Source organism: Nocardia sp. CA-107356, assembly GCF_050946365.1.
GTDB lineage: Bacteria > Actinomycetota > Actinomycetes > Mycobacteriales > Mycobacteriaceae > Nocardia.
The window spans coordinates 8,089,404-8,105,998 of the sequence record NZ_CP191992.1; the positions used below are offsets into that span (position 1 = coordinate 8,089,404).

Here is a 16,595-nt window from a genome sequence, read left to right on the forward strand (position 1 = left end):
TACTACCGCGACGAGCTTCGGAATCGACTACCGATCGCCCTCGGCTTCGGCACCCCCTAGCGCCGCCAGGATGCGATCCGACATCAGAGAACCGGCTCGGTCGGCGAACCATTTCGCCTTCGCTTCCGCCTGCTGCATCGTCAACGCAGCCACGAGCGTCTCGAGGGTGACCCGGTCCTCCAACGGTGCCGGCATACATCGCCCTCTTGAACATCGTCGAACCGACGATGTCCGAGGAAGGAATCGGGGTGATTCGGCCCCGCCGTCTCCTCCCCGAGCCCCACCTGCGGTTTCAGTCGGGGTGACAGGATTTGAACCTGCGACCCTCCGCTCCCAAAGCGGATGCGCTACCAAGCTGCGCTACACCCCGTGGCCTCGCGGCGAAAGATGACGCCGACGAGGATGAATCCTGCTGTGGAGCGGGTGACGGGAATCGAACCCGCACCATCAGCTTGGAAGGCTGAGGTTCTACCATTGAACTACACCCGCAGGCATACGACATCAATGGGATCGCCACGATGCCGTGTGCGCACCGACTGTACCGAATACGGCGTCGGAAACGCTAATCCGCCCCCGCCGAACCACTGCGAACAGGTGCCGAGCGCGAGATCACGTGCCAACCATCGACGGTAGCGTATTGCTATCACTGATCGCATCGGGCCGCTCGGACCACCTCGCCAAGACGCGAGCGAGCCGGTAGCCACCCAATTTCACCCCCGTTTCGGCGCGCCGTCGGCGTGTCGGTCCGCGATTTCTCAGCGAACGAAATTCCTGTGTAACGCCGGAGGTGCGGCAGCGATCACATACCCGATCGCCATTCGCGAGGGACCGAGAACTCGTTGTAAAACAGCGTTTTTCGGTGCCGAGTGGCTTGCTAGGATCCTTTTTGCCGGACGGGGGTATCTGGAAAGGGGGCGGTGAGCGTGCACCAAGCGAGGTGGACACAACCGCGTAGCAGTGGGAACGATCGGGGTGAAGCCGGCACCTGCGTGGGAACAGGGCACCCGGATACCGACATCACCCGTGGCGGGTGAGTGCGATGTCTGCGGATATCGAACCACCCGTAGCGCAGATGGCCGGCGCGTGGGCGCATGCGGTCTGCGCGGAGCCGGGATCACACGCGTCACCACAACAGTTACAACCGTTTCTAGTCGAGATCATCGAGCGGCTACTGCAACTGGCCAGGTCCGAGCCCTTTCCGGTGCCCGAGGCGCGGATGTTGGGGGCACGGCTGGTCGAGGCGCCGTTCGAACGGACCAGAATGCTGGCCCAGGCCACCCGCTGGCTGCTCGGCTTCCCGGCGGGGGCGCCCGGGTCGCTGGTCGCGACGCGCTGGCCGTTGGTCGCCAGCCAGGCCATCGACAGCTATGCCCAGGCGCTACAGGAACGGGCACTGGCCCAGCAGGAGCAGCACATTTCGGCGGCAGTGTCGTTGCGGGTACAGGAGATCGCCGCACTACAGCATCGGCTGCGGCACGAGGCTACCCACGACGCGCTCACCGACCTCGCCAACCGCACGCTGCTACAGGACAAGGTGCGGCTGATGGCGGCCGACCCGAACCGCGGCGTCGGCCTGCTGCTGATCGACCTGGACCGGTTCAAACAGATCAACGACAACTACGGCCATGCGGTCGGCGACGAGGTGCTCGTCGAACTGGCCCGCAGGCTGCGCGAGATCTGCCCGCCGGATACGGTCATCTGCCGTTACGGCGGTGACGAATTCGTGCTCGCCACCAATCCGCACGACAACACCCTCGGCGATATCGCGCACCGGATCGTGGCCGCGCTGCGTGATCCGGTGTGGTCGACGGCCGGTCCGGTGCCGGTCTCGGCCAGTGTCGGCACCGCGTACTCGCCGCCGGGCGATTCCTGCGATTTCACCGATCTGCTACGGCGTGCCGATCGCGCGATGTACGCGGCCAAGACCGCGGGCGGACGCCGCTTCGCCCTCGCCGAATCCGATAAACCCGAAATCAAGGCCGTCGCAGGCTGATCCAGCACCGCACCGGCCCCGACCACATTGACCCGCTGGACACCGCACCCACTGCTCGGCCACACACACCACTCCGTCGCGCACACCGCTCCGCCACACACACCACTCGGCCACACACCGGTCGGCCACACACACCGCTCCATCGCGCACACCGCTCCGCCACAGACCGCTCCGCCACCGCATACGCCCTCTGGTGGCCACATATGCGCTTTGGTCACCACACACGCGCTTTGGTCACGCGCTTTGGTCACGCGCTTTGGTCACGCGCTTTGGTCACGCGCTTTGGTCACGCGCTTTGGTCACCACACACGCGCTATCACGCGGGCGAGGTGACCAAAGGGCCTGTGTCGTCGGTCAGCTCGCTTGACAGCTGGGGCACCAGAAGAGGTTTCGGCCCTCCAGGACGCAGTGCGCGACGGGTGTGCCGCAGATGCGACAGGGGGCGCCGGGGCGGCGGTAGACGTAGGTGCGGGGGCGGTCGGCCGCGTAGGATGGTTCACCGTGGTCGTGTTCGGGCCGGACGACGACCATCTTGCCGACCCGTACCCCGACCCGCATCAGCGCGACCAGATCGGTCCACATCGCATCCCACTCGTCGGCGGTCAGCGACGTGCCCGGCCGCTGTGGCGAAATGCCGTGCCGGAACAGCAGTTCCGCGCGATAGACATTCCCGACACCGGCGAGCACCTGCTGATCCATCAGCAGCGCGCCGATCGGCCTACGCGAACGGTGAATGCGCCGCCAGGCCCGTTCGGGATCGGCACCGCGCCGCAGCGGGTCGGGGCCGAGCCGCTCGGTCAGCGCCGTGACCTCCGCGCGGGTGTACACCTCGCAGGCGGTGGGACCGCGTAAGTCGGTGCCGTACAGGCGATCATCGGCGGACGCGTCCCCCATGATCCGCATCCGCACCTGCCCGACCGGCTCGCCCATCGGCAGCGGCACCTCGGTGAACACCCCGTACAGCCCGAGGTGCACGTGCACGATGAGACCCGACTCGTAGTGGTGCAGTAGGTGTTTGCCCCACGCCTCGGCCTTGGCGAGCACCTGACCGTCGACGCGCGCAGCCCCGGCGGCGAACTTGCCCTGCGGGCTGGAAACGCGCACCACTCCCCCAGCGAAACGCCGCTGATGTAGTCGCGCAAGCCGATGTAGCGTATGCCCCTCAGGCATCGAAGGCCGAAATCCTCTCCCGTCCACCAACGCACGCGACAGGAGCCGCGAACCTCGGCTTCGGGCTCGAAACGCACACCACACTGCCCACGAAGCACCGCTGACGCAGCCGCGCAAGCCGATGCAACGTATGCCCCTCAGGCATCGAAGGCCGAAATCCTCTCCCGTCCACCAACGCACGCGGCAGGAGCCGCGAACCTCGGCTTCGGGCTCGAAACGCACACCACAGTGCCCACGAAGCACCGCTGACGCCGCCGCACAAGCCGATGCAACGTATGCCCCTCAGGCATCGAAGACCGAAATCCTCTCCGGTCCACCGTCTCGCGTCCGCGGTGTTGTGGTTCGGCTTGCGAGATGGCGGATTTCGCCAATGCTGTGCGTCAGGATGCCGGAACGGCCGGGGGCACACCGGTCTTCTCGTACTCGGCCAGGATGTCGATGCGGCGCTGATGGCGCGGCTCCTCGGACCACTTGGTCGAGATGAACGCGTCCACGATCGCCAGCGCCTCCTCGGTGGAGTGCATGCGGCCGCCGATGCCGATCAGCTGGGCATTGTTGTGCTCACGGGCCAGCTGGGCCGTCTCCACGCTCCAGGCCAGGGCGCAGCGGGCGCCGGGCACCTTGTTCGCGGCGATCTGCTCGCCGTTGCCGCTGCCGCCGAAGACCAGGCCGAGACTGCCCGGATCGGCGACGGTGCGACGGGCCGCCTCGATGCAGAAGGCAGGGTAGTCGTCGAGCGCGTCGTATTCGAGGGCGCCGCAGTCGACGACCTCGTGGCCCGCCTGCTCCAGATGGGCCTTGACGTGATTCTTCAGTTCGAAACCGGCATGGTCGGCACCCAGGTATACGCGCATGGCTGCGATTGTGTCAGGCGTGTTTCGCCGTGCCGCGAGAGGGGATGTACGACACCGCGCCACCGTGATCAACACCGGTGACGGCCGCGACGAATCGACAGGTATGCCATCCGAGTTCGCGGCCACCGGTATCGACCGCACCACAACGGCGTCGAACGTCGTCCCCGGCAAATGAATAGAGTTCACCTCATGCAGCCGCCCGAATCCAAGCCGCCCCAGCAGGCGGGCCAACCTGCCGACCCCTATCCCGCATTGGGCGGGTGGGCGCAGGCTCAGGACGCGACCGCCACCTCGAACGGGCAGATTTCCGCCCAGCACGATTCGCCGCGATACCCGTCGACGCCTCAATATCCGTCGACGCCCCAGCCCTATCCCGGAGCGCCGTCGCCGTACCCGACACCCCATTACGGTCCGGCGCCCTACGGCCAAGGTCCCTACGGTGTGGCTCCGGTGCCGCCGGGGATGCCACCGCAGCGTCAGCCGCGCGGTCTGTCGCCATTCGGCATGCCCGCACGGCATCCGTGGGAGATTCCGCTGCTCGTGGTCGTGTGCGTGATCACCACGGCCGCATTGCTACTGGCATTGCTGGTCTTCATCGGCCTCATCGTGGATGGGAAGGTGCCGAGTCCGTACCTGGTGATCCTGGTCTTCGCGCCGATCGTGGTCTGGTTCCTGCGCGGTATGGGCTACGCGGCCCAGCGGGTCAACGGCGTCAAGATGTCACCCACCCAGTTTCCCGAGGGATATCAGCTGGTGGTCGAGGCAGCGGCTCGATTCGGGCTGGCGAAGGTGCCCGATGCCTACGTGGTGCTCGGCAACGGCCAGATCAACGCCTTCGCCTCCGGGCACGGTTTCCGGCGCTATGTCGCGGTCTACAGCGATCTGTTCGAAATCGGCGGCGCCGCACGCGAACCCGACGCACTCGCCTTCATCATCGGCCACGAGGTCGGACATATCGCGGCCGGGCATACGTCGTACTGGCGCCAGCTCGGCATGTTCATCGCGCCATCGCTGCCGATCATCGGCAGCTCATTGATCCGGTCCCAGGAGTACACCGCCGACAACCACGGCTACTGCAATCGGTATATCGGCGCACCGGCCGCCATGGGCACCCTCGCTGCGGGCAAATACCTCAACAAACTGGTCGGCTTCGACGAGATGGCCGACCGGGCGGGCGTCGAGAGGGGCTTTTTCGTCTGGGTCAGCAATGCTATGGCTTCGCATCCGGTGTTGACCTGGCGGATGTGGGCGCTGCGCGACCGCAGCAAGCACGGTCGCCTGTTCTGGCGACCGAACCGACCCGCCGGTGCGCCCCCGGCAGGTCCGTATCCGAGCAGCTACGGCGAGGTTCCGGCGCTGCCGCCGAAACCCGTGCCGTAGCGGACCGAACTCAGTCGAAGGCCGGATCCTCGGTCCTGGTCCGCTTCAGCTCGAAGAAGTGCGGGTAGTCGGCCAGGGTGACCGCGGCGTCCCACAGCTTCCCGGCCTCCTCGCCACGCGGGATCCGCGACAGCACCGGACCGAAGAACGCGTTGCCGTTGATGTGGATGGTCGGGGTGCCGACATCGGGCCCGACCTTGTCCATGCCCTCGTGATGGCTCTTGCGCAGCGCCTCATCGAATTCGGCGGTTTCGGCCGCCGCGGCGAGTTCGGCGGGCAGGCCGACCTCGGCGAGCGAATCCGCGATCACCGCGGCGAGGGTCTCCTTGCGGGAATCGCGCGCGTACTCCTCGCTCCGGTTGTGGATGCGGTTGCCCATGGCGGTGTACAGCGGGGCCAGCACCTTGTCACCGTGCTCCTGCGCGGCGGCGATGGCGACCCGGACCGGACCCCAGCCGGTGGCCAGCAGCTCCTCGTACTGCGGGGGCAGCCCCTCCTTGCCCTCGTTGAGCACCGACAGGCTCATCACGTGGAAGCGGGCCTCGATATCGCGAACCTGCTCGACCTCCAGGATCCAACGGGAGGTGATCCAACACCACGGGCACAGCGGGTCGAACCAGAAATCGGCGACATTCTTGGTGGTCGTCTCGCTCATGGATCTGTTCCTCTCCATCGCATGCAGTCATCGCGGTGGCTCGGCGCACCGCTATCCGTGGCCAACCACGCAACCACACGATTCGTTCCCGCGCCGGTCGTCGATTTCCCCGAAAGGCGGCGTCGGGTCCCAGTAGGGTTGACACGCAGGCATCCGGTTCCCTCCCGACAAGGAGTCCGCAATGACCTCTGATCAGCGTTTCGTCATAGTCGGTGGCGGTCTGGCCGCGGCCAAACTGGCGGAAGCACTGCGCGACAACGATTTCGCCGGAGCAGTGACGCTGATCAGCGCCGAGGACTATCTCCCCTACGAGCGACCACCACTGTCCAAGGAACATCTGGCGGGGAAGAAATCACTCGAGGAATTCACAGTGGATCCGGGCCAGTGGTATCGCGATCACCACATCGACGTCCGACTCGGCACCGAGGTCGGCGCGATCGATCGGACCGCGAAAACCGTGACGCTGCCGGATGGTTCGACGCTGGGTTACGACAAGCTCGCGCTCGCGACCGGTTCGACACCGCGTCGGCTGCCGATCCCCGGCATGGACGCTCGCGGCGTGTACACGCTGCGCACCATCGGCGATTCCGACACGCTGATCGAGCTGTTCGGCACCGCACGCCGCCTCGTCATCATCGGGGCGGGCTGGATCGGGCTCGAGGTCGCTTCGGCCGCGCGTGCCGCCCAAGTCGAGGTCACCATCGTCGAGGCCGCCCAATTGCCGCTCCTGGCGGCGCTCGGCCCCGAAATGGCGCGGGTCTTCGCGCAGCTCCATCGCGATCACGGCGTCGACTTCCGATTCGGCGCGCAGGTCAGCGAGATCACCACGCACCAGGTGGAGACGGATCTCGCGACCGGCGTCCGGCTCGCCGACGGCACTGTCATCGAGGGTGATGCGGTGCTGGTTGCGATCGGCGCACGTCCGAATATCGAGTTGGCCGCGGCCGCCGGGCTCGCGACCGATGGCGGCGTGCTGGTCGATGCGAACCTGGCCACCAGCGACCCGGATATCGTGGCCGTCGGCGATATCGCCGACGAACAGCATCCGGTGCTCGGTCGTCGAGTTCGGGTGGAGCACTGGGCGAATGCGCTCAACCAGCCAGCCGTCGCGGCACAGACCATGCTCGGCAAGTCCGCCGCCTACGATCGGCTGCCCTACTTCTTCACCGACCAATACGACCTCGGCATGGAGTACACCGGCTATGCCGCGCCCGGCGAGTACGCGCGGGTAGTGGTGCGCGGCGATGAGTCCACGCGTGAGTTCGTCGCGTTCTGGCTCGACGCCGACAACCGAGTATTGGCGGGGATGAACGTGAACATCTGGGATGCCACCGACCGGATCAAGGAGTTGATCGGGCAGCAGGTCGATCCGGAACGGCTCGCCGATCCCGCGACACCACTATGACGCAGATCACATCGAGGTATTCGAGAATGTGTCGAATCGGCCTGGCGGGCTCCGACCTCATCGCGAAAGCGCCGGACGGGCGCACCGAAGGCCAGGAGGCCGGATATGAAGTACATGCTGCTGAAGACCTATGGATCCGCCGCCAACTGCGACGCCCCGATCACCGAGTGGACGCCGCAAGAGATCCAGGCACATCTGGATTTCCAGCGGGCACTCGGTGCGGAGTTGACCACGAACGGTGAGCTGGTCGACGCCCAGGGACTGGCCGGACCGGAAGACGCGCGCGTGGTCAGTTCCGACGGGCGCTCGGCGCCGGTGATCACCGACGGGCCATTTCCGGAGACCAAGGAGTTCCTGGCCGGATACTGGATCGTCGATGTGGACAGCCCACAGCGCGCGTTGCAGATCGCCGCACAGGCTTCGGCGGCACCGGGGCCGGGCGGGAAGCCGATCGGCGAGTACATAGAGGTGCGCGCGGTGATGGGTGTTCCGGCGACCGAGCAATAGTCCTCGATGAGTACGACGTTGCCCGTGGGCATCGACGACCTGTTGCGCGAACTCGCGCCGCAGGTCCTCGGTACGTTGGTGCGCCGGTTCGGCGACTTCGACACCGCCGAGGATGCGCTGCAGGAGGCCATGCTGGCAGCGGCGACCCAATGGCCCGCCGACGGTCTGCCGGATAATCCGCGCGGGTGGCTGACCCATGTCGCGCAACGGCGGATGGCCGATACGGTTCGCGCCGAGGTGGCTCGGCGACGCAGGGAGACAACGGTTTTCGAACGCGATGTGCCCGACGCCGCGGCCGTCGATCGGGACGACACGCTCGCCATGTTCTTCCTCTGCTGCCATCCGGCACTGTCGTCCGCAAGTGCCATCGCGCTGACGCTGCGCGCGGTCGGCGGGCTCGGCACGGCGGAGATCGCCAATGCCTTCCTGCTGCCGGAAGCGACCATGGCGCAACGGATTACCCGTGCCAAGAAGAAGCTGGCCACCCTCGACCGGCCGTTCGCCCGGCCCGGTGACGCGCAATGGCATGAACGGCTGAGTTCGGTGCTGCATGTGCTGTACCTGATCTTCAACGAGGGGCACACCACCACTTCGGGGCCCGACCTGCAGCGGGCGGATCTGTCCGGCGAGGCGATCCGCCTGACCAGATCGATCCACCGGCTGCTCCCCGACGACACCGAGGTCGCCGGTCTGCTCGCACTCATGTTGCTCACCGATTCCCGGCGTGCGGCACGCACCGGGACCCACGGTGAGTTGATTCCGCTCGCCGAGCAGAATCGCGCACTGTGGGATCGCGCGCTGATCACCGAGGGCGTCACGCTGACGACCGGCACGCTCGCATCCGGTCTCACCGGGCCCTATCAAATTCAGGCCGCGATCGCGGTGCTGCACGCACAGGCCCCACGTGCCGAGGACACCGACTGGACGCGAATCCTGGCGCTGTACCACATGATCGAGCGCATCTCGAAGAACCCGATGGTGACGCTCAACCGCGCCGTTGCCACCGCCATGGTGCACGGGCCCGCCGCGGGTCTCGAACTCGCCGACACCCTCTACGATCAGCTGGCCGGCAACCACCGCCTCGACGCGGTCCGCGGCCACTTACACGAAATGGCAGGCGATTTCGACGCCGCCATCGCCTGCTACACCATTGCCGCCCACCGCACCACCAGCTTTCCCGAACGCGACTACCTCACCCTCCGCGCCGCCCACCTCCGCCACCGCGCCACCCCCTGACCGCCCGCCCCGCGTCGGCGTCAGCGTCGGCAGCGCGCTCGGCGACGGGCGACAGCGACGAGCGACAGCGACGAGCAGCGGGCAACGGGCAACGGGCAACGAGCAGCGGGTAACGAGCGACGAGCAGCGGGCAGCGGCAGCGGCAGCGAGCGACGAGCGACGAGCAGCGGGCAGCGGGCAGCGGCAGCGGCAGCGGGCAACGAGCAGCGGGCAACGAGCAGCGGGCAGCGGGCAGCGGCAGCGGGCAACGGGCAACGGACAACGGGCAACGGGCAACGGACAACGGGCGACGAGCGACGGACAACGGGCGACGGGCGACGGGCGACGGGCGACGGGCGACGGGCGACGGGCGACGGGCGACGGAACAGTTGGGCACGCAAGGGCCCCACGAGCTGCCGGATCCAGGCGCGGCCTGCCAGATCGGTGCCGCCGCGGCGGCGAGGCGGCGGCGCGTTGAGAGTGGCGTTGGGCCGTGTCGTCTGCGCGCCCAGTGGCGGCACGCGGCAGACTGCTGGGTGTGGCTGGGAAATTCAGTGCGGGGATCTTGTTGTTCCGTCGGCAATCGGGAGGGACCGAGGTCCTGATCGGGCATATGGGTGGCCCGTTCTGGGCGCGCAAGGATGCCGGTGCCTGGTCGATTCCGAAAGGCGAATACGAGCCGGAGCACGAGAGCCCCGACGCTGCGGCCGCACGCGAGTTCACCGAGGAACTGGGCCTACCGGTGCCCGAGGGCGAGCGGGTGCCGCTCGGCGAGGTCCGTTACGGCAGTGGCAAATCCACCAAGGAACTCACCGTCTGGGCCGTCGAGGCCGACCTGGATCCGGCCACCGTGGTGCCCGGCACCTTCGAAATGGAATGGCCGCCCAAATCGGGCCGCCTGGCCACCTTCCCAGAAATCGACCGCGCCGCCTGGTTCGACCTCCCCACCGCCCACCAAAAGCTCGGCACCGGCCAACGCCCCTACCTCGACCGCCTCACCCAACACCTCATCTGACCGCCCCCGCGCCAGCCGTCTGGCACCGGGCACCCCGCCCATCGAGCCGGCACCCCGCACATGGGATGCCCAGTCTCGGGACGGGCTGCCCGGTGGTCAGCGGGGTGCGGGGCTCCAGGTTTGGCCGGTGATCAGTTGGAAGGCTTCGATGTATTTTTGGCGGGTGGCCTCGACGATTTCGGTGGGAATGGGTGGGCCTGGGTATTCCTTGTTCCAGCCGGTGGAGGTGGACCAGTCGCGGACGAACTGCTTGTCGAAGGAGCGTTGGGGGCGGCCGGGCTCCCATTCGGCGCCGGGCCAGAAGCGTGAGGAATCCGAGGTCAGCACCTCGTCGCCGAGGGTGAGAGTGTCACCGTCCCAACCGAATTCGACCTTGGTGTCGGCGACGATGACACCCCGAACGGCGGCGTGCGCGGCACCGCGGGTGTAGATCCGCAATGTCAGCTCGCGCAGTTGCTCGGCAACCTCGCGACCCTCCTGGTTCACCACATCCGCGAAGGTGATGGGCTCGTCGTGACCCTCGGATGCCTTGCTGGACGGGGTGAAGATCGGTTCGGGCAGTTTGTCGCCGTCGCGCAGCCCAGGCGGCAGCGCGATGCCGGAGACCGTGCCCGTTTGCTGGTACTCCTCGAGCCCCGAACCGGTCAGGTAGCCGCGCGCGATGCACTCGACCTGCAACATCTTCAGCGGCTTGACCCGAATGCCGCGACCGGCGAATTCGGCGGGCACATCGGTCGCCGAGACCACATGGTTGGGCACGTCGGCGAAGTACTCGAACCACCAGTTCGACAGCTGGGTCAGTAGCGCGCCCTTATCCGGTATCGGCGTCGGCAACACCACGTCGTACACCGACACCCGGTCCGATGCCACGAGCAGCAGCGTGTCGCCGTCCTCGTAGAGGTCGCGCACCTTTCCGGCGTGGATGTGCTTCACGTCGTAGCTCCGATCCTGGTCGATAGGGTTTATGGGAAAAAGTTCCGCGCGGGCAACCTTACCGAGGTGGCATTGTGGTGAGTGCTGTGCCCGCCGGGCGGCCCGCCCGAGCCTGTTCTTCGAACCACGAAGGAGTCCCATGTCCGCACCGAACCTGACTCGCGACCAGGCGATCGAACGCGCCTCGACAGTGCAGGTCGAGAACTATCGCATCGACCTCGACCTGACCGACGGGGCGGGGAAGCCGGGCGAGCAGACCTTCTTCTCCCGCAGCACGGTCACCTTCACCGCGACTCCGGGTGCGAGCACGTTCGTCGATATCGTCGCCCGCGGGGTCCGCTCGGCCGTGCTCAACGGCGCCGCGGTCGATATCGCCGACTACGACGAGTCCAAGGGCATCACGCTCACCGGTCTGGCCGAGCGCAATGAACTGATCGTCGAGGCCGACTGCGAATACTCCAATACCGGTGAGGGCCTGCACCGCTTCGTCGACCCCACCGATGATGAGGTCTACCTGTACTCGCAGTTCGAAACCGCCGACGCCAAGCGCATGTTCGCCTGCTTCGATCAGCCGGACCTCAAGGCCACCTTCGATATCAACGTCACCGCCGCGCCGAGCTGGAAGGTCATCTCCAACGGCGCGGTCGTCGACACGCTGATCGCCGAGCCGGGCAAACACCTGTTCCGCACCACCCCGAAGATGAGCACCTACCTGGTCGCGCTCATCGCGGGCCCATACGCCGAGTGGACCGACGCCTACACCGACGACCACGGCAGCATCCCGCTCGGCATCTACTGCCGCGCCTCACTCGCCGAGCATATGGATGCCGAGCGACTGTTCAGCGAGACCAAGCAGGGATTCGGCTTCTACCACAAGAACTTCGGTGTGCCCTACGCATTCGGCAAGTACGACCAGCTGTTCGTCCCGGAGTTCAATGCGGGCGCGATGGAGAACGCCGGTGCCGTTACCTTCTTGGAGGACTACGTCTTCCGGTCCAAGGTGACCCGTGCGTCCTATGAGCGGCGCGCCGAGACGGTGCTGCACGAGATGGCGCATATGTGGTTCGGCGATCTGGTCACCATGAAGTGGTGGGACGATCTGTGGTTGAACGAGTCGTTCGCGACCTTCGCCTCGGTGCTGTGCCAGTCCGAGGCGACCGAATACACCAGTGCCTGGACCACTTTCGCGAATGTGGAGAAGTCCTGGGCGTACCGGCAGGATCAGCTGCCCTCGACGCATCCGATCGCCGCGGACATCCCGGACCTGCACGCGGTCGAGGTCAACTTCGACGGAATCACCTACGCCAAGGGCGCTTCCGTGCTCAAGCAGCTCGTGGCGTACGTGGGGCTGGAGCCGTTCCTCACGGGTCTGCGCGACTACTTCACCGAACATGCCTACGGCAATGCCACTTTCGACGATCTACTGTCGGCGCTGGAGAAGTCCTCCGGCCGCGATCTGTCCGGCTGGGGCGCGCAGTGGCTCAAGACCACCGGCCTGAATATCCTGCGTCCGGACTTCGAGGTCGATCCCGGCGGCCGTTTCACCAGGTTCGCGGTCGTCCAGGAGGGCGCCGAACCGGGCGCCGGTGAGCGTCGCGTACATCGCCTGGCGATCGGCGTATACGGCGAACGGGACGGAAGGCTGGTCCGCACCAACCGAATCGAACTCGACCTCGACGCCGCCGAACGTACCGAGGTGCCCGAACTCGTCGGCGTGGAACGCGGCCAGCTGGTGCTGATCAACGACGACGATCTCACCTACTGCTCGGTGCGCCTCGATTCCGATTCGCTCGACGTGGTGCTGCACCGCATCCACGAAATCGTCGAACCGCTGCCGCGCACGCTGTGCTGGTCGGCCGCATGGGAGATGACCAGGCAGGCCGAGATGCGCGCACGCGACTTCGTGGCCCTGGTGCAGCGCGGTATCGGTACCGAGACCGAAATCGGTGTGGTGCAACGACTTCTGATGCAGGCCAATACCGCGATCGGCAGCTACGCCGATCCGGAGTGGGCGAATACCGCCGGCTGGACCGAATACGCCAACCGGCTGCTGGAACTCGCCCGCGAGGCCGCGCCGGGCTCGGATCATCAGCTCGCCTTCGTCAACGCGCTCACCGGCGCGCGACTGCAGGCCTGGCACACCGAGGTGCTGCGCGAACTGCTCGACGGTGATCCGGCCACCGTCGGTCTGCCCGGTCTGCTGGTGGACACCGATCTGCGCTGGCGACTGGTCGCCGCGCTGGCGGCGGCGGGCGAGATCGATGCCGATGGCCTCGACACTCCGGCTATCGACCAGGAATTGGCGAACGACCCCACCGCCGCGGGCAAGCGCCAGGCCGCGGCGGCGGCGACGGCCCGACCGATCGCCGAAGTGAAGGAGCAGGCCTGGACCACGGTGATGTCGGACGATTCGGTGCCCAATATCACCGCTCGCTCGATCGTCGGTGGCTTCGCACCGGCGGGCCAGGGCGAGCTGCTCGCGCCCTATGTCGACCGCTACTTCGCCGAGGTGCCCGGCGTCTGGGAGCGCCGCTCGAGCGAGGTCGCGCAAACCGTCGTTGTCGGCCTCTACCCCGTCTGGGCGATCAGCGAGGAAGCGGTGGCGACGGCGGACAAGTTCCTCGCCGGTGAGCACCCGCCCGCCCTGCGTCGCCTGGTGATCGAGGGTAAGGCGGGCATCGAGCGCTCACTGCGCGCCCGCGCCTTCGACGCCCAGGGCTGAAAGGGCATGCGGCACTGATGGCTACCTCGGCCTGATCGAAACGGGGCGTGCTCATCATCGTGATGAGCACGCCCCGTTCGCATCTCACCCGAGACACTAGCTGCCGGACTTGTCGATGTGCTGCGGCCGAACGCAATCGGCGCGTCCACCTTGTGCAGGTGAACGCGCCGGATGAGGAACTACGCGATCAGCGACCGATGGCGGCGGCCATGACGCGGACCGCGGAGACCAGACCGTCGATGAGCTGGCCCTGACGGAACGAGCTCAGGGCGGCGGTGACGCCGAGCTGGCAGACGCGGTCGTTGGCGCGATCGGCGATCTCGCTGCCGGAACGGACCTCGACGGCCTTGTCGTTGGGCGAGACGGCGATGAGCACCGAACGCGCTGCCTCGGGGGTCGCCGGGAAGACCGCGTCCGCACCGGCGGCCGGATCCGCACCCAGATCGCCGATGTAGATGTTGAAGCGCACCTTCGTCGCGCGGGTCGCCTCGGTGAGCACGTTGTCCATGGCCAGCCGCTCGTCATCGCTGAACGGGGCTTCCTTGAACACGGCACCGGCCTCGTGCACACCGGAGACGCGGCCACTGCTGGTGACCACCGAACCGTGTGGCAGTTCGGATTCGATTACCGCGGGCCAATTAGAACTTGCCACTTGCCCGGCCTCCGATCAGCTCCACCTCGGTGGACTCGATTGCCGCATGGTGACCATGCGACGACTCAGTGTCGTGATGACCCGATCCGGTCACCTCGTCGGTAGCACTCCACAGCACGGGAGGCTGGGTCCACTTCTGACCGAGATCGAAGTGGACCGGCTTCTCCCCGGGCAGTGGCTTGCCGAGAAACGACAATCCGGCGATCGCGCCGTAGATCACCAAGGGGATGCCGAGGAAGATCAGCACTGTCTCGAGAATGCTCATGACCGAGCCTCGCTGACGCTCGGCTCCGTCATGCGCATGGCACGCTGGCACATGCTTCGCTCGCTTCGCTCACTCACGAGACCAACGGTAGACGATGGTGTGTAGTAGTTCGCGCTGTGGTCGCGCTCGTGTTGTCCGGTCACACCAGCCAGGCGGCGGCATTCGCGGGCAGCTGACCATTCTCCGGCGCGACGCTGGCGAGCAGCACATCACCGGGCGGCAACGAGATCGGCACGGGCGAGGCGTTCAGCACGCAGACCAGTCCGCCGGGCCGACGGAAGGCGAGGCAACCAGCCGGGCTGCCGTACCACTCGATCCGCGGACCCGCGAATTCCGGTCGGACACCACGCAATTCGATCGCCATGCGATACAGCGACAGGGTGGAGCCCAATTCCTCCAACTGCGCCTCGACAGTCGACGCGGCCCACTCCGGCGGCATCGGCAACCAGGATTCGGCCCTGGTGAAGCCGAACGGCGGTGCCACACCCTCCCAGGGAATCGGCACCCGGCAGCCGTCGCGTCCGCGCTCGGTATGTCCGGAGCGTTCCCAGACCGGATCCCGCAGCACCGCCTCGGGCAGATCGTCGACATTCGGCAGCCCGAGTTCGGCGCCGTTGTAGATGAAGACCGCGCCGGGCAGCGCCAGCTCCACCATCATCATGGCGCGGGCCCGCGCTACCCCGACGGGACCGCCGCCATACCGGGTGACCTCACGCGCGATGTCGTGATTGGACAGGGTCCAGGTGGGGACCGCACCCACCGGCGCGACGGCCGCCAGCGAATTGTCGATGGCGGCGCGCACCGCGTCGGCACTGAACGGCGTCTCGGCGAGGCGGAAATTGAAGGCCAGGTGCAATTCGTCCGGCCGGACGTATTCGCCGAAGCGAATGTTGTCGTCCACCCAGACCTCGCCGATCGAGACCGCATCCGGATATTCGTCGAGCACTTTGCGGATGCGGCGGTGGATCTCGTGCACGGCGGGATTGTTGAAGCGCGGATCGCTGTCGTCGTGCACGAGCATTTTGGTGTCGACGCGCTCCATATCGGGCAAACCGTCCGGTTTGGCCATACCGTGCGCGACATCGAGGCGGAACCCGTCGACACCCCGATCGAGCCAGAAGCGCAGCGTCTGCTCGAAATCAGCGGCAACCTCGGGATTTGCCCAGTTCAGATCCGGTTGCTCGGGCGCGAAGATATGCAGGTACCACTGGCCGGGCCTGCCGTCGGCCTCGGCAACGCGGGTCCACGCCGGCCCCCCGAAGATGCTCGGCCAGTTGTTCGGCGGTATCGCACCGTCGAGGCCGCGGCCGTCGCGGAAGATGTAGCGGTCGCGTTCCCGGCCGCCGGGTGCGCCGGCCAAAGCCGCCGCGAACCACGGATGCCGATCGCTGGTGTGGTTCGGCACCAGATCCATGGTGACCTTGAGACGGCGGTCGTGCGCGTCGGCGATCAGCTCGTCCATCGCCGCCATACCGCCGAAGAGCGGGTCGATATCGCGCGGATCGGATACGTCATAGCCACCGTCGGCCATCGGGGATCGCATCACCGGACAGATCCAGAGCGCGTCGACCCCGAGTAGTTCCAGGTAGCCGAGCTTGTCGCGAATCCCGCGGAGATCGCCGATCCCGTCACCGTCGGAGTCCGCGAAGGATCTCGGATAGACCTGGTAGAACATGGCCGACCGCCACCAAGGTTGGGCGGTGCGATCCACCGGCGCCGGGACGGCAGGTATATCAGTCACATCCGCAATAGTGCCAAAAATTTTCGGCAAATTCGCTCAGGCTCAGCGATATTCGATGACATCGGGCAAATATCCAGCGTTCGATATC

Annotated in this window: 15 protein-coding genes, 2 tRNA genes and 1 pseudogene; 7 read left to right on the plus strand and 11 right to left on the minus strand. The window is 66.7% G+C overall.

The features are described from left to right. Nucleotides 1-27: 27 nt before the first annotated feature. The 3 genes from ACQP1G_RS36510 to ACQP1G_RS36520 all read right to left on the minus strand — a co-directional run bounded on the left by ACQP1G_RS36510 (nucleotide 28) and on the right by ACQP1G_RS36520 (nucleotide 489). Nucleotides 28-195 (minus strand): hypothetical protein, encoded by a 168-nt coding sequence (locus tag ACQP1G_RS36510; protein WP_433194229.1) that lies wholly within the window; start codon nucleotides 193-195, stop codon nucleotides 28-30. Nucleotides 196-296: 101 nt separating this feature from the next. Continuing rightward, nucleotides 297-370: transfer RNA gene (locus ACQP1G_RS36515), tRNA-Pro, on the minus strand. Between the two features lie 45 nt (nucleotides 371-415). Then, nucleotides 416-489, minus strand: a tRNA-Gly gene (locus ACQP1G_RS36520). Between the two features lie 550 nt (nucleotides 490-1,039). Here ACQP1G_RS36520 and ACQP1G_RS36525 point away from each other — a divergent pair. Further along, the gene (locus ACQP1G_RS36525) at nucleotides 1,040-1,993 is read left to right on the plus strand and encodes a diguanylate cyclase domain-containing protein (RefSeq protein WP_433194230.1); all 954 of its coding nucleotides are present in this window, start codon (nucleotides 1,040-1,042) and stop codon (nucleotides 1,991-1,993) included. Between the two features lie 354 nt (nucleotides 1,994-2,347). Here the strand turns inward: ACQP1G_RS36525 and ACQP1G_RS36530 are convergent, their stop codons facing one another. The 3 genes and pseudogenes from ACQP1G_RS36530 to ACQP1G_RS36540 form a co-directional block, all read right to left on the minus strand. Next, nucleotides 2,348-3,163 (minus strand): Fpg/Nei family DNA glycosylase, encoded by an 816-nt coding sequence (locus tag ACQP1G_RS36530; protein WP_433194231.1) that lies wholly within the window; start codon nucleotides 3,161-3,163, stop codon nucleotides 2,348-2,350. Between the two features lie 146 nt (nucleotides 3,164-3,309). Continuing rightward, nucleotides 3,310-3,453 (minus strand): annotated as a pseudogene (locus ACQP1G_RS36535) (Fpg/Nei family DNA glycosylase); the annotation flags it as partial. Nucleotides 3,454-3,543: 90 nt separating this feature from the next. Further along, a complete protein-coding gene (locus ACQP1G_RS36540) occupies nucleotides 3,544-4,017 on the minus strand; it encodes a ribose-5-phosphate isomerase (protein WP_433194232.1) in 474 nt (157 codons plus the stop codon). A 189-nt stretch (nucleotides 4,018-4,206) separates the two neighbouring features. On the opposite strand from ACQP1G_RS36540, the gene ACQP1G_RS36545 reads away from it, so the two are divergent. Beyond that, a complete protein-coding gene (locus ACQP1G_RS36545) occupies nucleotides 4,207-5,397 on the plus strand; it encodes a M48 family metalloprotease (protein WP_433194233.1) in 1,191 nt (396 codons plus the stop codon). A gap of 10 nt (nucleotides 5,398-5,407) precedes the next feature. Here the strand turns inward: ACQP1G_RS36545 and ACQP1G_RS36550 are convergent, their stop codons facing one another. Then, entirely contained in the window at nucleotides 5,408-6,052 is a 645-nt protein-coding gene (locus ACQP1G_RS36550) for a DsbA family protein (RefSeq protein ID WP_433194234.1), read from the minus strand. A 181-nt stretch (nucleotides 6,053-6,233) separates the two neighbouring features. Here ACQP1G_RS36550 and ACQP1G_RS36555 point away from each other — a divergent pair, with 181 nt between their 5' ends. The 4 genes from ACQP1G_RS36555 to ACQP1G_RS36570 all read left to right on the plus strand — a co-directional run bounded on the left by ACQP1G_RS36555 (nucleotide 6,234) and on the right by ACQP1G_RS36570 (nucleotide 10,194). Next, nucleotides 6,234-7,457, plus strand: coding sequence for an NAD(P)/FAD-dependent oxidoreductase (locus ACQP1G_RS36555; RefSeq protein WP_433194235.1), 1,224 nt, complete (start codon nucleotides 6,234-6,236; stop codon nucleotides 7,455-7,457). Nucleotides 7,458-7,562: 105 nt separating this feature from the next. Further along, nucleotides 7,563-7,964: a YciI family protein gene (locus ACQP1G_RS36560; RefSeq protein WP_433194236.1), complete on the plus strand. Its 402-nt coding sequence runs from the start codon at nucleotides 7,563-7,565 to the stop codon at nucleotides 7,962-7,964. Between the two features lie 6 nt (nucleotides 7,965-7,970). Then, complete coding sequence (locus ACQP1G_RS36565; protein ID WP_433194237.1) at nucleotides 7,971-9,200, plus strand: RNA polymerase sigma factor; 1,230 nt, start codon at nucleotides 7,971-7,973, stop codon at nucleotides 9,198-9,200. 517 nt (nucleotides 9,201-9,717) lie between these two features. Continuing rightward, nucleotides 9,718-10,194: an NUDIX domain-containing protein gene (locus ACQP1G_RS36570; RefSeq protein WP_433194238.1), complete on the plus strand. Its 477-nt coding sequence runs from the start codon at nucleotides 9,718-9,720 to the stop codon at nucleotides 10,192-10,194. A 96-nt stretch (nucleotides 10,195-10,290) separates the two neighbouring features. On the opposite strand, the gene ACQP1G_RS36575 is transcribed toward ACQP1G_RS36570, so the two are convergent. Beyond that, nucleotides 10,291-11,127, minus strand: coding sequence for a phosphoribosylaminoimidazolesuccinocarboxamide synthase (locus ACQP1G_RS36575; RefSeq protein WP_433194239.1), 837 nt, complete (start codon nucleotides 11,125-11,127; stop codon nucleotides 10,291-10,293). A 139-nt stretch (nucleotides 11,128-11,266) separates the two neighbouring features. On the opposite strand from ACQP1G_RS36575, the gene pepN reads away from it, so the two are divergent. Beyond that, nucleotides 11,267-13,849: an aminopeptidase N gene (gene pepN / locus ACQP1G_RS36580; RefSeq protein ID WP_433194240.1), complete on the plus strand. Its 2,583-nt coding sequence runs from the start codon at nucleotides 11,267-11,269 to the stop codon at nucleotides 13,847-13,849. 187 nt (nucleotides 13,850-14,036) lie between these two features. Here the strand turns inward: pepN and ACQP1G_RS36585 are convergent, their stop codons facing one another. The 3 genes from ACQP1G_RS36585 to ACQP1G_RS36595 all read right to left on the minus strand — a co-directional run bounded on the left by ACQP1G_RS36585 (nucleotide 14,037) and on the right by ACQP1G_RS36595 (nucleotide 16,441). Then, entirely contained in the window at nucleotides 14,037-14,501 is a 465-nt protein-coding gene (locus tag ACQP1G_RS36585) for a DUF5130 domain-containing protein (protein ID WP_433194241.1), read from the minus strand. Then, complete coding sequence (ctaJ, locus tag ACQP1G_RS36590) at nucleotides 14,488-14,766, minus strand: aa3-type cytochrome oxidase subunit CtaJ (protein WP_433194242.1); 279 nt, start codon at nucleotides 14,764-14,766, stop codon at nucleotides 14,488-14,490. The genes ACQP1G_RS36585 and ctaJ overlap by 14 nt, the downstream gene beginning before the upstream one ends. 139 nt (nucleotides 14,767-14,905) lie before the next feature. Beyond that, the gene (locus ACQP1G_RS36595; RefSeq protein ID WP_433209138.1) at nucleotides 14,906-16,441 is read right to left on the minus strand and encodes a glycoside hydrolase family 13 protein; all 1,536 of its coding nucleotides are present in this window, start codon (nucleotides 16,439-16,441) and stop codon (nucleotides 14,906-14,908) included. Between the last annotated feature and the right edge of the window lie 154 nt (nucleotides 16,442-16,595).

Bases quoted from the DNA above. Each gene is read 5' to 3' on its own strand.
- ACQP1G_RS36545 (WP_433194233.1), top strand. From the start codon at position 4,207: ATGCAGCCGCCCGAATCCAAGCCGCCCCAGCAGGCGGGCCAACCTGCC.
- ACQP1G_RS36560 (WP_433194236.1), top strand. From the start codon at position 7,563: ATGAAGTACATGCTGCTGAAGACCTATGGATCCGCCGCCAACTGCGAC.
- ACQP1G_RS36525 (WP_433194230.1), top strand. From the start codon at position 1,040: ATGTCTGCGGATATCGAACCACCCGTAGCGCAGATGGCCGGCGCGTGG.
- ACQP1G_RS36550 (WP_433194234.1), bottom strand. From the start codon at position 6,052: ATGAGCGAGACGACCACCAAGAATGTCGCCGATTTCTGGTTCGACCCG.
- ACQP1G_RS36540 (WP_433194232.1), bottom strand. From the start codon at position 4,017: ATGCGCGTATACCTGGGTGCCGACCATGCCGGTTTCGAACTGAAGAAT.
- ACQP1G_RS36555 (WP_433194235.1), top strand. From the start codon at position 6,234: ATGACCTCTGATCAGCGTTTCGTCATAGTCGGTGGCGGTCTGGCCGCG.
- ACQP1G_RS36530 (WP_433194231.1), bottom strand. From the start codon at position 3,163: ATGCCTGAGGGGCATACGCTACATCGGCTTGCGCGACTACATCAGCGG.
- pepN (WP_433194240.1), top strand. From the start codon at position 11,267: ATGTCCGCACCGAACCTGACTCGCGACCAGGCGATCGAACGCGCCTCG.
- ctaJ (WP_433194242.1), bottom strand. From the start codon at position 14,766: ATGAGCATTCTCGAGACAGTGCTGATCTTCCTCGGCATCCCCTTGGTG.
- ACQP1G_RS36510 (WP_433194229.1), bottom strand. From the start codon at position 195: ATGCCGGCACCGTTGGAGGACCGGGTCACCCTCGAGACGCTCGTGGCT.
- ACQP1G_RS36565 (WP_433194237.1), top strand. From the start codon at position 7,971: ATGAGTACGACGTTGCCCGTGGGCATCGACGACCTGTTGCGCGAACTC.
- ACQP1G_RS36595 (WP_433209138.1), bottom strand. From the start codon at position 16,441: ATGTTCTACCAGGTCTATCCGAGATCCTTCGCGGACTCCGACGGTGAC.